This is a genomic window from uncultured Gilvimarinus sp., from assembly GCF_963972205.1.
GTDB lineage: Bacteria > Pseudomonadota > Gammaproteobacteria > Pseudomonadales > Cellvibrionaceae > Gilvimarinus > Gilvimarinus japonicus.
This window is the reverse complement of the sequence record NZ_CAXAUC010000001.1, coordinates 952,326-966,305: the sequence shown is the minus strand read 5'-3', so window position 1 is coordinate 966,305 and position 13,980 is coordinate 952,326. Positions and strand designations below refer to the sequence as shown.

The window sequence follows — 13,980 nt, the reverse complement described above, 5'->3', positions numbered from 1 at the left end:
CTGTTAGAATCAGCGCCTTCTGAAAACCGGAGTCACTTGAACCCATGAATTGGGCAGATTGGACCATCGTCGGCATATTGGCTGTGTCCTGCTTGATTAGTATCAAGCGCGGCTTTGTAAAAGAAGCTTTGTCGCTGGTAGTTTGGGTGACTGCCTTTATTATTGCCTCGATCTTTGACGATCGCTTGGCCGTTCTGATGACCGACTTGATTCCTACTCCCTCATTGCGGGCTATGGCCGCGTTTGCAATTTTGTTCGCTGCGACGCTAATAGTAGGGGCCATGGTGAACTACTTGATTGGCGAGCTGGTGCGAATGACCGGGCTATCCGGGACCGATCGTCTGTTTGGGATGGTGTTTGGTTTGGTTCGCGGCGCGCTGGTCGTATTGGCCGTTGTTATTTTGTTGCCCTCGCTTGTTCCTGTGAACGAAGACGGTTGGTGGCAAGAGTCGGTATTGATACCCCGATTTTTAGTATTCGAAGCTTGGGCTCGCGCCACAACGGACCAAGCGCTCGAATGGATTACGTCATTTTTTTAATGGTTCGCATTACACGAAGGTGAGGCAAATATGTGCGGTATTGTTGGTATAGTGGGTAAACGCGACGTCAATACGCAGCTTTATGATGCGCTGACTATCCTCCAACATCGCGGCCAGGACGCAGCCGGTATTATGACTTGCCAAGATGGCAAAATGACCCAGCAAAAAGCCAATGGTTTGGTGCGTGATGTATTTCGCACCCGCCATATGCAGCGCTTGGTGGGTAATGTGGGCATTGGTCATGTGCGTTACCCTACGGCTGGCAGCTCGGGCCCCGCGCTCGCGCAGCCGTTTTACGTTAACTCGCCCTATGGCATCGCGCTAGCCCACAACGGCAACTTAGTCAATGCCGATAGCCTCAGTGAAGAGTTATTTAAAACTGACTTGCGCCACGTTAACACCGACTCTGACTCCGAAGTGCTGTTAAATGTGTTTGCCCACGAGCTGCAGCTGCAAGGCAAACTGGCACCCAATCAAGATGATATTTTTGCCGCAGTAGAAGGTGTGCACAAACGCGTCAGCGGTGGTTACGCCGTTGTGGCCCTGATTGCTCGCTATGGTATTGTCGCGTTTCGCGATCCCAACGGTATTCGCCCTTTAGTGTACGGTAAGCGCGAGACCGATAAGGGCGAGGAGTACATGGTGGCCTCCGAGAGCGTGGCACTCGACGTACTTGGCTTTGACTTAATCGGTGATGTCGCGCCGGGTGAAGCAATTTACATCACTTTTGACGGCCAGTTGCACCGCAAACAGTGCGCTAAAAACACGCGCTTAACCCCCTGTATTTTTGAGCATGTGTACTTTGCGCGTCCCGACTCTATTATGGATGGTGTGTCCGTTTATAAAGCGCGTTTGCGTCAGGGCGAAAAGCTTGCCGAGAAGATTCTTGCCGAGCGCCCCGACCACGATATTGATGTAGTGGTGCCCATCCCCGATAGCTCACGGGTGGCGGGTCAGGCGCTGGCTTACAAGATCGGTGTTAAATTTCGCGAAGGGTTGATCAAAAACCGCTATATCGGCCGTACCTTTATTATGCCCGGCCAACAGATGCGCAAAAAATCGGTACGGCAAAAGCTCAACCCGATCGAGCTGGAGTTTCGCGGTAAAAACGTATTGCTGGTCGATGACTCCATTGTGCGTGGCACGACGTGTCAGCAGATTATCCAGATGGCCCGTGAGGCGGGCGCGGCAAAGGTGTATTTTGCCTCGGCAGCGCCAGCGGTGATTTACCCCAATGTCTACGGTATTGATATGCCGACCAGCAAAGAGTTGATTGCTCACGGTCGCACGCAGGAAGAAGTCTGCAAAGAGATTGGCGCGGACTGGTTGATCTATCAAGAGTTGGACGACCTGGTCGCCGCCTCGGCCGAGGGTGCCGATGGCGTAACGGAATTTGATTGTGCGGTGTTTGACGGCCATTATATTACGGGCGATGTTGGCAAAGAGTATTTAGAAAAAATCGAGGCGGATCGCCAAGAGGGCAAAAGTAAAAAGAAAAAAGCGTTGCGCGAAAAAGAGGAAGAAAGCCCCATCGGCTTGCACAACGACAACGAAGACCTGCATATACATTAAGCACAGGTAAACCGCGGAAACGGATATGAGTGATTTAGACGAGTTGCGCAAACAGGCACTGGCTGATGCGGCTATTGATACGCTCGCGGTGCGGGCCGGTCAGGCTCGAAGCGCCGAAGGAGAACACTCCGAGGCGCTGTACCTCACCTCGAGCTATGTGTTTGACAGTGCCGAGCAAGCCGCCGCTCGCTTTGGTGGCGACGAGCCGGGTAATGTTTACTCGCGTTATACCAACCCCACAGTGCGCACGTTAGAAGAGCGTATTGCGGCAATGGAAGGTACCGAGAGTGCGGTCGCCACTGCCTCGGGTATGGCCGCCATCTTGTCTACCTGCGTCGCACTGCTAAAGTCTGGCGATCATATCGTGTGTTCCCGTAGTGTATTTGGTACCACCACGGTATTGTTTACCAAGTACTTGGCGCGCTTTGGCGTTACCACTACCTTTGTCGACCCGGTCGATTTTGTAGCGTGGGAGCAAGCTTTTACCGCTGATACCCGGCTGGTGTTTGTCGAAACGCCCTCTAACCCGCTGTGTGATGTAGTGGATTTGCAGCGCTTGGCCGATTTAACTCACAAGCACGATGCGCTGTTTGTCGTCGATAATTGCTTTTGTACGCCAGCCTTGCAGCTACCGGTTAAGTTTGGCGCCGATTTGATTGTTCACTCGGCCACCAAATACATTGACGGGCAGGGCCGTTGCCTGGGTGGTTTGGTGGCAGGTCCCAAATATTTGGTCGACGAAGTGCTCGGCTTTATTCGCAGTGCCGGTCCAACCATGAGCGCGTTTAATGCCTGGGTCTTTTTAAAGGGGCTCGAGACGTTGCGCCTGCGCATGGACGCCCACTCGGCGAGTGCGCAAGCACTGGCCGAGTGGTTAAATGGTCATCCCCAGGTCGAGAAAGTTTATTATGCCGGTTTGCCCGATCACCCCGGCCATGAGTTGGCGGCGAGACAGCAGCGTGGCTTTGGTGGTGTGTTGTCGTTTTGTGTAAAAGGCGGGCGTGAGCAAGCGTGGCAGGTGATTAATAAAACCCGCATTATGTCGTTAACCGCAAATCTGGGCGATGCAAAAACGACTATTGTCCACCCGGCGACGACCACTCATGGTCGGCTTAGCGATGAGCAAAAAATGGCGTCGGGTATATCGGAAAACCTTATTCGGGTTGCCGTTGGTCTAGAAGATGTCGCTGATCTAAAGGCAGATTTGGCTCGCGGCCTTACTGCTATCGCCTAAGGCAAAGCGCTTATGCGTGACAATATAAACAAAGCGTGCCGCGAGATCGGCAAAGTGCTGCTCGGAAAAGAGCACGAGGTGAAGCTAGCGCTTGCCTGCTTGCTAGCCGGCGGCCATTTGCTGATCGAGGATTTGCCCGGTATGGGCAAAACCACGCTGGCACACGCCTTGGCTAAAGTACTTGGCTTGGATTATCAGCGGGTGCAATTTACCAGCGATATGCTGCCGGCGGATATTATCGGCGTGTCAATTTTTGACGCCGCATCGAGTCAGTTTACCTTTCATCCCGGGCCGGTGTTTACGCAGGTGTTGCTGGCCGATGAGATTAACCGTACTACACCTAAAACGCAAAGTGCGCTGCTTGAAGCCATGGAAGAGCAGCAAGTCAGCATCGATGGCGAAACCCGGCCTCTGCCGCAACCATTTTTTGTCATTGCCACGCAAAACCCCGAATCGCAAATGGGCACCTTCGCTTTGCCCGAATCTCAGCTCGACCGTTTTTTAATGCGTATTAGCTTGGGTTACCCTTCGGCCGAAGCCGAGCGGTTGATTTTTTTAGGCGGTGATCCGCGCCGGCATATCCCCGAGCTGACTCGTTGTATTAATGTCGAGCAGCTGGCTGAGTTAAAACAGCAGGTGCGTGCGCTGAAAGCCTCAGATAGCCTAATCGATTACCTACAGCGACTGGTTCACGCGACTCGTTACGAGCAGGGCTTTACCCACGGTTTGTCGCCGCGGGGGGCGCTGGCACTATTGCAAGCTGCTAAAGCGTGGGCTTTTGTCGAAGGGCGAGATTACGTTATACCGGATGATTTGCAAGCTGTGGCACCGGCGGTTATTGCTCATCGGGTGAGCGGCGCCGATGTGACCGGTGGTTCACAGCGGATAATAGCCGAATTACTCGAGCGCGTTGAGGTTGTTGCCGGTAGCGCTAATATTTGATCGGCGCTTGGGTTAACATATCTATGACAAACATAGTCGACAAACACTACAAGACAACCTATACCATGAGTAAGTACCCTGCTGTCGGGGTATGGGTGTTGATCGGGGAGCCTTCATGACCACAAGCTTTTTTGGCCAATATTTACTGCTAAAAGGCATTGTAAGTCGCTCCCAGTTGCGCGAAGCGATTGCTCTGCAAGTCGAGGCAAATCAGACGCTGGCGCAAATCGCTTTAGTGGCCGGGGTGCTGTCTCAGCAACAATTACAAAAATTACCACTCTCGGGCTGTGAAAACGATACCTTGTTCAGCCAGATAGTGATTAATTTAGGCTGGATCAGTCGCACTGCCTTAGAAGCCCTTCACGCTCAGCAGCGCAAAGTACAGCTGACTTTAGGGGAGGCGCTGGTTAAGCACGGTTATCTCAGCGATAACAACTTGCCGAACCTGTTGACAGACTACCACTACTGGAACCTTCGCAATCTACAACAATTTGGCGCAGAGGTATCGGCCAGCGATTTTGCCAGCGAGGTTGATACGTTTAGTTTTGCCCTGACTCAACACATGCTTAAAGTGTATGGCTTGCATGTAAAGCCGGACTGCGCTGAGCACGGGTTGCCACCGCAAGGGCCTTGCTGGGTGTGGCAAATAGACTTGTCTGATAACCGCCTCAACATTGTCGTCCCTGACACCGGGGCTGGAGTAGTGCGCTTGCTTGAACGTGCCGAGCTGATTGGCTCGTTAGATTTGCCCGCACTTTCTGATGCCCACCGAGAGGGTCTGGGGGATATTCCATCGCCGATGACGCCGGCGCAGTTTTTTGCCAGTTTACTGCATTTACTGCTGGCCGATATGGGCGGTCAGGCCATACGCCAGATTGGCTCTGACAACGCGACCACAGCTGTCAGCACACGGTCTGAATCGGACTGCTTGCGTTGCTGCTACAGTGTCGAGGGCGAATTGTTTGATGTTTACTTTTGCGCGCCGTAATACCTGGTTTGCTCCCTCCCATTTAGTTTTTCAGCGGTATCCGTGGTGAGTTCGTCGCTTAATAAACGGCTGGAGAGTTGGTTTTGGCAATGGGCCAAGCGCCGCACTTTGCCACAAACCTCCGTTGTTTTACGTCATCGCGCTATATATGTGTTGCCCAGCAAAGCGGGGCTTGGCTTTTTTATAGCGGTTATTTTGCTCTGGCTGCTCGGCACCAACTACGAAAATAATCTAGTGTTGGCGGCGAGCTTCTTTCTGATCAGTTTGTTTGTTGTCACTATTGTTCACGGGTTTCGCAACTTAATCGGGCTGGAGCTTACGGCGCTTGCCTCCGAGCCGGTATTTGCCGGCGAGCAGCTCATTATGCCAGTGCGTATAAAAGCCAAAGGCCGCACAAGCGCGGGCCGGCTAATACTGGCGAGCGATACCGAGCGCTCAGTGTTAACGGATGTCGCCGAGGGTGATGAGACGCAAATTGAGCTGAGCCTGCCTACCAGTCAGCGGGGCTGGCATACACCCGAGCGTATTTTAGTAAAAAGCTACTATCCGCTCGGATTGGTCAGAGCTTGGTCGTGGGTGCGTTTTGATGTGCGTTTACTGGTGTACCCGCGACCGATGAGCGTGGCGTTAGCGGACCGGCTAAGTGACAGTGATGAGGGTAAAAAAAAGCTCGCCCTGACGCACGGTGATGATTTTGAAGGTTTTAAGCGTTATCAACCGGGGGCAGCGCTTACCCATATTGCCTGGAAGCTCTATGCGCGTGGTGCCGGTTTGCACACTAAGCAGTTTGCCAGTCCAGAGCAGGATGACCTCTGGTTAGATTTTCGTGCATTGTCTGGCGATCGTGAAACCCGTTTGTCGGGCTTGTGCTATCTCGCGCTGCAGTGGCACAAGGCTGGCCGTGTATTTGGTTTGCGCCTGCCCAAACAGCGGATTGAGCCGGCGAGCGGCCGCGAACATCTTGCTCACGTATTGCGTGCGCTGGCCTTATTTGAGATTACCCCGAAAAGTGCAACCAAGGCCGAGAGGGGCGCGCGATGAGCCAGCCCGACAGTCAACTCTCCCGCCAGAGTTTACTTTGGATGTTAATGGCTCAGCTCATTGTCATCTTACCGCTGATTGTTGAGGTGCCGGTTTGGTTGACTCTGCTGGCGTTTGCCAGTGGTGTTTGGCGCTGGCAAATTGCCTTAAAAGGTTGGCCTTTTCCGAGTAAGTGGGTTCGGTTTTTGTTGGTGGTGGGCGTATGCGCGGGCTTGCTGTTTAGTTTTTACGGCAGCTTTAGTCTGCAGGCAATGTTGAGCTTGTTGGTCGCCGGTTTTGTGCTGAAATTAATTGAGCTTAAACGGCCGGGCGATTTGCACTTACTCTGTTATCTCGCCTACTTCGTTACCGGCACCCAGCTATTGTTCGCAGCCTCGTTACCGAGTTCGCTGTACGGGCTGGTGTCGCTATTGGCGGTTACCGGTGTCTTGCTGGTTCTAAACGGCTCGGCGACTCAGGTAAGTTTTGCCAAACAATGCAAGCGCATTTGTGTGTTAGCGCTGCAGGCCTTGCCCATTATGCTGATACTGTTTTTGGTGGTGCCAAGGCTTGGGTCGCTATGGACTGTGCCGTTAAACAGCTCGGCGGCGCGTACTGGAGTAAGCGACTCAATGGCGCCGGGCGATTTTAGTAATTTAATGCGCTCGGGCGACTTGGCTTTTAGAGTTACCTTTGACGATGACGTACCTCCCGTGCGACAGCTTTATTGGCGCGCACTGGTATTTGACTCGTTTGACGGGCGCACGTGGGAGCAAAGTGGCGCGCTGGATGTTAAGCGGGGTAGGCGGAGCCCTCAGTGGCCGCAGTGGCGAGATTCACTGGCCTTAGGGAGCGAGCCACTGGCTTACCAAGTGTTGCTTGAACCCACGGCAAAAAACTGGCTGTATGCGCTGGCAGCTTTTACTGAGGTGCCTGATAACACGCGGGTCAGCCCAGGCTTAACGCTCTATGAGTCGCGTCCGGTTAACCAGCGCAAGCAATATAGCGTTCGCTCAGTGCTCGATTATCGGCTGCAGGCTGATGGGCTCTCCGAGCGCCAGCGGGCAGTAAACACCGAGCTGCCGGCAGGCGCTAATCCGGTCACTCAACGCTTGGCGCAGCAGTGGCGCAATGACGCCGAGAGCGATGAGGCTTTACTGGAGCGGTTGTTGGGCTTTTACCACGAGCATTTTCATTACACCTTGCAGCCCCCGAGGTTAGGTGAACACACCGTGGATGAGTTTTTGTGGCAATCGCAAACGGGGTTTTGTGAGCATTTTGCCGGTAGCTTTGTATTTTTTATGCGTGCGGCAGGTGTCCCCGCGCGGGTCGTGGTGGGTTATCAAGGCGGCCGGATCAACCCGGATGAGGGTTATTTGGTGGTGCGACAGTACGACGCTCACGCCTGGGCCGAGGTATGGCTGGCGGGAAGAGGTTGGGTCAGAGTCGATCCCACGGCTGCCGTTGCGCCAGAACGTATTGAGCAGGGCGTGGAGTACTCTTTGAGCGATACTGATAACCGTTTGCTGGGCAATGCGTTTAGCCGCCGTTTTGCGCTGTTAGATAACCTGCAGTTGCGTTGGGACGCCCTTAACTATCGCTGGCAGTTGTGGGTGATGGGCTACGATACGGATGCACAGCAAGCTTTTTTAAGTAAATGGTTGGGCCGTGTTAGTGGTTGGCAGTTGGCATTGCTCGTCATCGCGGTGGTCTTCACTGTGGCGATGCTTATTTTGTTGCCGTTATTGTTGCGCCATTCTCGGCGCCGGTTACCTCCGGCAGAGCTGGCGTATGCTCAATTGTGCGGCAAGCTGGCTCGCCTTGGGTTGGCTCGCCGCGTAGGGGAGGCACCCAGACAATATGCCGCTCGGGTTGCCCGGGAGAGGCCAGAACTGGCGGCTGAGCTAGAGACTCTAACCGCGTTGTTTGAGCGTGCCAGTTACGGCGGCTCTGAATCCGCATTGGTGCGGCTGAAAGGGGCGGCGCGACGCTTTCACCCTCGGCGGCGGTCATAGTTATATTCTTTTATGCCACTGTGCGCGTCGCTGGTGCGGCGCCCCTTTGGTCTGCACCAATAATAAGCATTTTTATTTTTATTGTTCCAAGTTGGTGCTTGCCTTTTCTCAGTTTTGTCATTGTTTTTATCTAAGTATTTGATATTTATATCAAAGATTCGTGGGCATAAAAAGTGCATAAGTGCGCTATGTGCACTCGCGTGATGCGGGTGCGTTGTCGGCGCCAAATGTTGGCACTTTACAGTGCGTTTTGTGCGACTTTTCTGTATCTCGCACGCGTTGCCGCACCATTATAATGATAGCCAAACCTTGAGAATGATAGGAGTACCATGACACTTTTTACTCGCAATCTGGCGTTGGGAGCGCCGCTTGCCACTTTATTGTTGGCGTCACCCGCCGCGTTTGCCCAAGAGGCAAACGGTGCTAACACGGCGTGGATATTAACGGCGACGGCGCTGGTGTTGTTTATGACGCTGCCCGGATTATCGTTGTTTTACGGCGGCTTGGTGCGCAGTAAGAATATCTTATCGGTACTGATGCAGTGCTTTGCGATTGCTTGTATTGCCTCGTTGCTGTGGATGATTGTTGGCTATAGTTTAGCGTTTGGTGAGGGCAATGCGTGGATTGGGGATTTTAGTCACGCGATGTTCAGCGGTATTGGTAAAGATACCCTGTCGGGCGATATCCCTGAATCACTGTTTGCTTTGTTTCAGATGACGTTTGCCATTATTACGCCGGCCTTGATTGTGGGTGCCTTTGCCGAGCGAATGAAGTTTTCGTCGATGTTGATTTTTTCGGCCCTGTGGTTGTTGGCGGTTTATGTGCCGGTATGTCACTGGGTGTGGGGCGGCGGCTTTCTCGGCAGTTGGGGACTGCTGGATTTTGCCGGCGGTACTGTTGTGCATATCACTGCGGGCGTTGCCGCGCTGGTGGCGGCTCTGGTGCTGGGTAATCGCGATGGCTTTGAGACCGTCGCTATGCCGCCCCACAACATGACCATGACCGTTACCGGCGCTGGTATGCTTTGGGTGGGTTGGTTTGGTTTTAATGGCGGTAGTGCTTTGGCAGCTAATGGTGATGCCTCAATGGCAATGTTAGTGACCCATATATCGGCGGCCGCCGGCTCGCTGGCCTGGATGGCCATCGAGTGGATTAAATTTCGAAAACCCAGCGTGCTGGGTATTGTCACCGGTATGGTCGCAGGCTTAGGTACGATTACCCCGGCTTCGGGGTATGTTGGCCCAGGTGGTGCGCTGGTAATTGGTTTGGTGGCCGGCTGTGTTTGCTTTGTGATGACGCAGTTAATGAAGCGGGTATGGAAAATTGACGACTCATTAGATGTTTTTCCGGTACACGGAATTGGAGGCATTTTAGGGACGTTACTGGCCGGGGTGTTTGCCTCGCCCAACCTTGGTGTCTTTAGCGGCCATGGCTTCTCCGATGCGGTCGATGGTATGTCGGGCCAAGTCTGGGTACAGTTTTTAGGGGTAATTATTACCTTTGGCTACACGGCTGTTGTCACCTACGTAATTTTGAAACTGACGGGTGTACTGACCGGAGGTCTGCGAGTTTCTAGGGATGACGAGCTACAAGGGCTTGATATCACCATGCACGAAGAAGAGGGCTACAAGCTGTAAGTGGATTGCAGTGAGTCAAAAAAACGCCACCGCACGGTGGCGTTTTTTTTGGATACGGGTGTGCTAACGAAACGCAATCAGCGCCGCAGTAACGGCAACGTTAAGAGATTCGACTTGGTTGTTCATGGGGATTTTTAGCCAGTGGTTGCACTCGTTCTGTGTCGCGCTGGATACACCATCGGTTTCATTTCCCAACACAAAAACCGTTCGCTCGCCGGAGTAGGCCTGTAAGGTCTGCTTGGCGTGAGAGGATAAGCCAACCACGCTGTATTGGCTGTCGCGAAATTTATTCAGGGTGCGTGCGAGAGGTTCGGTGGTACGCAGTATTGGCGCCCTAAATACCGTGCCGGCACTGGCTTTTATCACCAGCGGGTCGATCTGGGCACAGCCTTTTTCGGGCAAAATAATACCGTCAATATTACCTGCGCAGGCACTGCGAATAATCATTCCCAGATTTTGCGGGTTGGTGATGCCATCTAAGGCCAGTAGGTTACAGCTGCCGCTGCTGGGCCGGGTGAGGTAATCTGTTGCGGTGGTAAATTTTTGGCAAATTAAATCGACGGCCACCCCTTGATCTTGCTTGGCATTTTTAGATATACGCGACAGGGCTGCCCGGTTGTGGTATGCCACCTCAGCATTGCGTTTTTCTGCCTCGGCTAATATCTCATCAATAATGCCGCCGCGTTTGTTGCTTTGCGCCAGATGCAACCGGTAGACCTCGACCCCGGGTTGCTGCAATGCTTCCAGTACAGGCTTGCGGCCGTAGACGGTTAGAAGGGTGTTAAAGAATTGTTTTTTGGCGAGGTAGGCGTCGCTGTCGCGCTGCATGGTATTAATCCGCTGGTCGATCCGCAAAGGGGTGTCGCTGCTCGAAGGCAGCGACGAGAGGATACCATAACCGCCCCTCAACTTTGCCGTAAATAGCAATCTTCGTCGTTATCCAGTAGCGCGGCCAGAACATCGCTACGGGTAATCAGGCCTACTAATTTACCGTTTTCTATAACGGGATAATTTTTTGGCAGGTTCTGGAGCATGATTTCGGCAATCTCGACGATACTGTCGCTGGGAGAAAAGCTGATCACATCGGTTTGCATGACTCGGCCCACAACCGCTGGCTCCTCACAGTAAAACGCGCCGTGTAAAATCTCTTTTATGCAGTCGCGCTCTGAGACAAAGCCAATCACCTGACGTTCGGTATCGATTACCGGCGCACCTGTGACCTTGCCGGCTAAAAGTTTGTGCACGACTTGCAGTAAGTTGGTGTGCTGTTCAAATGCCAGTGGGGCAGTTTGCATATAGTCTTGAACGAGAATTGAGTGCATACGACTCTCCCAACAATGTGTCTACTTCTGAATATGCCAGATCGCCACCGCAGTGGCTGTTAGTGCGCGGCGACAAACTAGCGGTTGCAGGAGGGCTACCGCCCCAACCGCTAGTTTAAGTGTAGACTAGATTGGGCGTTACGATTGGCAAATGCGGCGGTAGGCGGCAACGGCGTTGACCAGCCCCATGTGCAGAGCATCCACGGTTAGTGCGTGGCCAATGGAGACTTCCGCGATGTTGGGAATGGCTAAAAAAGCGGGTAAGTTTTGCAGGTTGAGGTCGTGACCGGCGTTAACCTCAAGGCCGCATTGATTGGCTACCTCGGTCGCTAGGCGATAGCGTTCAAGGTCATCTTGCGTCTGTTGGCTGCCCTGCAAAAACCGCTCGGCGTAGGGGCCGGTATACAATTCAATACGCTCGACCCCAAGAGCGCTGGCTAGGCGAATTTGCTCGGGGTCCGGGTCCATAAACAAACTGATACGCACCCCAAACTTGTGCAATTGGCGAATAATGGGTTGTAGTTGCTCGGTGCTGTTGGTCAGATCAAAACCGTGATCGGAGGTCAGCTGGTCGTTAGCGTCGGGCACAAGGGTGCATTGATGTGGACGAGTATCCTCAACCAGTTTAAGCAGCCCTGGGTAACTGCCTTTGGCCGGGGCAAAGGGGTTGCCTTCAATATTAAACTCTACGCCCTCTTGACCGGCGACTAGCTCGGCCAGTTGGTAGACATCGCTCGGACGGATGTGCCTCTGGTCTGGTCGCGGGTGTACCGTAAGACCGTCGGCGCCGGCATCCAGGCAGATTTTGCCGTGGGCTAAAACACTCGGAAAGTCGCCCTCGCGTGAGTTTCTTAGCAGGGCAATTTTATTCAGGTTAACACTCAGCGCAGTGCTCATTCGGCAATCATGTCCTTCAGTTTAGAGCCCGAGCTTGCCTCGGTTTTTACTTTGCCGCGGCTGGACTTTAAAATTCGTACGGCGGCGTTGGGAGCATCGGGGTATGAGCGAAATACGCCCCGTGGCTCGGCGACAATTTTTTCAACGACCGCTTCGCCTTCAATGACTTTGCCAAATACCGCATAACCTGGTTTATCTTCGGATGCGTCGAGTGAGGGGTTATGTTTTAGGTTAATAAAAAACTGACTGGTAGCGCTATCGACAGCGTTAGTGCGCGCCATTGATAAGGTTAGGTATTGGTTTTCTAAACCATTATCCGATTCGTTAACAATGGGGGGCAGCGTTTCTTTGCGCTTAAAATCGAAGGTGAAACCGCCGCCTTGTACGACAAAGCCTGGTATGACGCGGTGAAATATGGTGCCGTCGTAAAAGCCGTTATCGACATAGGCTAAAAAGTTCGCCACGGTAACGGGGGCTTTTTCTGGGTACAGCTCAATGACCAGCCGTCCTAGGTCAGTCTCAAAGGTGACGTACTTTTCCGAGCTTTTATCGGCGGCTAAGCTTGTGCCGCTGGCAATAAGTGCGATCGCTAAAGCGCCCATTAATGCAATAGATTTAAAAGAGCGTCGTATCATGATGGTATCCCATAATAAAAAAGTTCGGTTAACAAAGACTCGGTTTTTAAATAACGATTCAGCCCCATTCTGAGCGACGCTTGCGCCGACCAAATGACTGTAAAATTAGCGATAAGATAACGCCGCCGAGTAAAATGCCCGCACCGACAATCCACTCTTGATAACGCTGGCTGTTTTTTAAACGTTCGTTATCGGTTTTTAAGACCTCAGCGCGTGTTTGCAACAGTTGATAGTTTTCGTTGAGCTTTTTGTACTGCTTGTTGAGGGCCACGGTATTAGCCGATAGTTTGCGCAACTCGGCAAATTCACTACTGGTTTGTTGGTACTGATCTTGTAATTGTGCCAAAGATTGTTGGAGCTCGGCGTTATTGCTCTCAAGCTCTTCGTTGGCGTCGAGCAGCTCGGTTTGGTCGCCGTCCAGTTGCCCCATTTTTTTCTCCAGCTCCGCGAGCTTTATCGCGGCGGTTGGCTCACCCAATAGATATTGCGCTCGGATCCAGCCTTCAAGCCCGTCGTTGGTGCGCACCAATGCCCAGTCTCCGCCTGAGTCATCGCTGTCGCGTTTGACCAATTCAAGTTTAGTACCACTTGGTAGCCCGCGGTGGACGATTCGATACTGGTTGCCCATGCCACTGCGTAGCGGCACTTGCAAAGTGTCGGCAACGTATTGTGTCTCAGCGTGAGCTTGCACCCCGATCAGATTGACACTGATGGTGGCGGCAATGACCAAGGTCTTAAGATAAGCGGTTGGTTTTATCACGGAATTACCTATTGGATCTAAGTTGCAAAAGCGCATTATTGTACCCTAAGGGATTGTTAGCACGTGTCAACCGGTTCACGGGTTGGGGCAACACCGGTTAAGGGGTTAGGGCAGAACTCGCTTAAAGGGTTTTACCGTGACTTTGGCATAAACCCCGGCGGCGATGTAAGGGTCGGCATCCGCCCATGCTTGCGCTTGTGTTAATGAGTCAAACTCTGCCACGACCAACGACCCGGTAAATCCGGCGTCGCCCGGATCGTTGCTGTCGACGGCGGGGTGTGGGCCTGCGAGTATTAATCGTCCTTTATCATACAGCTCGTTTAGTCGGGCAATGTGGTCGGTACGGGCGCTTTTGCGCTTTGCCAGGCTGTCGGCAACGTCTTCGCTGATAATGGCGTAAAGCATGGGTTGGTGTCCTT

14 protein-coding genes are annotated in these 13,980 nt (G+C 52.9%); 8 read left to right on the top strand and 6 right to left on the bottom strand.

Translation table 11 applies throughout. The features are described 5' to 3' along the window. Positions 1-44: 44 nt before the first annotated feature. The 8 genes from AACY82_RS04270 to AACY82_RS04235 all read left to right on the top strand — a co-directional run bounded on the left by AACY82_RS04270 (position 45) and on the right by AACY82_RS04235 (position 9,947). Positions 45-539: a CvpA family protein gene (locus AACY82_RS04270; protein WP_339615526.1), complete on the top strand. Its 495-nt coding sequence runs from the start codon at positions 45-47 to the stop codon at positions 537-539. A 30-nt stretch (positions 540-569) separates the two neighbouring features. Then, positions 570-2,111: an amidophosphoribosyltransferase gene (gene purF, locus AACY82_RS04265; RefSeq protein ID WP_339615525.1), complete on the top strand. Its 1,542-nt coding sequence runs from the start codon at positions 570-572 to the stop codon at positions 2,109-2,111. Between the two features lie 25 nt (positions 2,112-2,136). Then, positions 2,137-3,345: an O-succinylhomoserine sulfhydrylase gene (locus tag AACY82_RS04260; protein WP_339615524.1), complete on the top strand. Its 1,209-nt coding sequence runs from the start codon at positions 2,137-2,139 to the stop codon at positions 3,343-3,345. A gap of 12 nt (positions 3,346-3,357) precedes the next feature. Continuing rightward, on the top strand, positions 3,358-4,287 hold the full coding sequence (locus tag AACY82_RS04255; protein WP_339615523.1) for an AAA family ATPase: 930 nt from the start codon (positions 3,358-3,360) through the stop codon (positions 4,285-4,287). Between the two features lie 115 nt (positions 4,288-4,402). Further along, positions 4,403-5,275, top strand: coding sequence for a hypothetical protein (locus AACY82_RS04250; RefSeq protein ID WP_339615521.1), 873 nt, complete (start codon positions 4,403-4,405; stop codon positions 5,273-5,275). Positions 5,276-5,320: 45 nt separating this feature from the next. Further along, on the top strand, positions 5,321-6,316 hold the full coding sequence (locus AACY82_RS04245) for a DUF58 domain-containing protein (protein ID WP_339615520.1): 996 nt from the start codon (positions 5,321-5,323) through the stop codon (positions 6,314-6,316). After that, complete coding sequence (locus AACY82_RS04240; RefSeq protein WP_339615519.1) at positions 6,313-8,310, top strand: DUF3488 and transglutaminase-like domain-containing protein; 1,998 nt, start codon at positions 6,313-6,315, stop codon at positions 8,308-8,310. The genes AACY82_RS04245 and AACY82_RS04240 overlap by 4 nt, the downstream gene beginning before the upstream one ends. A 329-nt stretch (positions 8,311-8,639) precedes the next feature. Continuing rightward, the gene (locus AACY82_RS04235) at positions 8,640-9,947 is read left to right on the top strand and encodes an ammonium transporter (RefSeq protein WP_339615518.1); all 1,308 of its coding nucleotides are present in this window, start codon (positions 8,640-8,642) and stop codon (positions 9,945-9,947) included. Between the two features lie 63 nt (positions 9,948-10,010). Here the strand turns inward: AACY82_RS04235 and AACY82_RS04230 are convergent, their stop codons facing one another. From AACY82_RS04230 to AACY82_RS04205, 6 genes are all read right to left on the bottom strand, one after another. Then, positions 10,011-10,775 carry an RNA methyltransferase gene (locus tag AACY82_RS04230; RefSeq protein ID WP_339615517.1) on the bottom strand — a complete coding sequence of 255 codons (765 nt, stop codon included), beginning with the start codon at positions 10,773-10,775 and terminating at the stop codon, positions 10,011-10,013. Between the two features lie 77 nt (positions 10,776-10,852). Further along, a complete protein-coding gene (locus AACY82_RS04225; protein ID WP_339615516.1) occupies positions 10,853-11,269 on the bottom strand; it encodes a CBS domain-containing protein in 417 nt (138 codons plus the stop codon). A 138-nt stretch (positions 11,270-11,407) separates the two neighbouring features. Further along, positions 11,408-12,166, bottom strand: coding sequence for a pyridoxine 5'-phosphate synthase (locus tag AACY82_RS04220; protein ID WP_339615515.1), 759 nt, complete (start codon positions 12,164-12,166; stop codon positions 11,408-11,410). Beyond that, positions 12,163-12,768, bottom strand: coding sequence for a peptidylprolyl isomerase (locus tag AACY82_RS04215; RefSeq protein ID WP_339615599.1), 606 nt, complete (start codon positions 12,766-12,768; stop codon positions 12,163-12,165). Before AACY82_RS04215 ends, AACY82_RS04220 begins: the two co-directional genes overlap by 4 nt. Before the next feature lie 91 nt (positions 12,769-12,859). Continuing rightward, a complete protein-coding gene (locus tag AACY82_RS04210; protein WP_339615514.1) occupies positions 12,860-13,561 on the bottom strand; it encodes a TIGR04211 family SH3 domain-containing protein in 702 nt (233 codons plus the stop codon). A gap of 105 nt (positions 13,562-13,666) precedes the next feature. Then, positions 13,667-13,966, bottom strand: a complete 300-nt coding sequence (locus AACY82_RS04205) for a YciI family protein (RefSeq protein ID WP_339615513.1) — start codon at positions 13,964-13,966, stop codon at positions 13,667-13,669. Positions 13,967-13,980 lie beyond the last annotated feature (14 nt).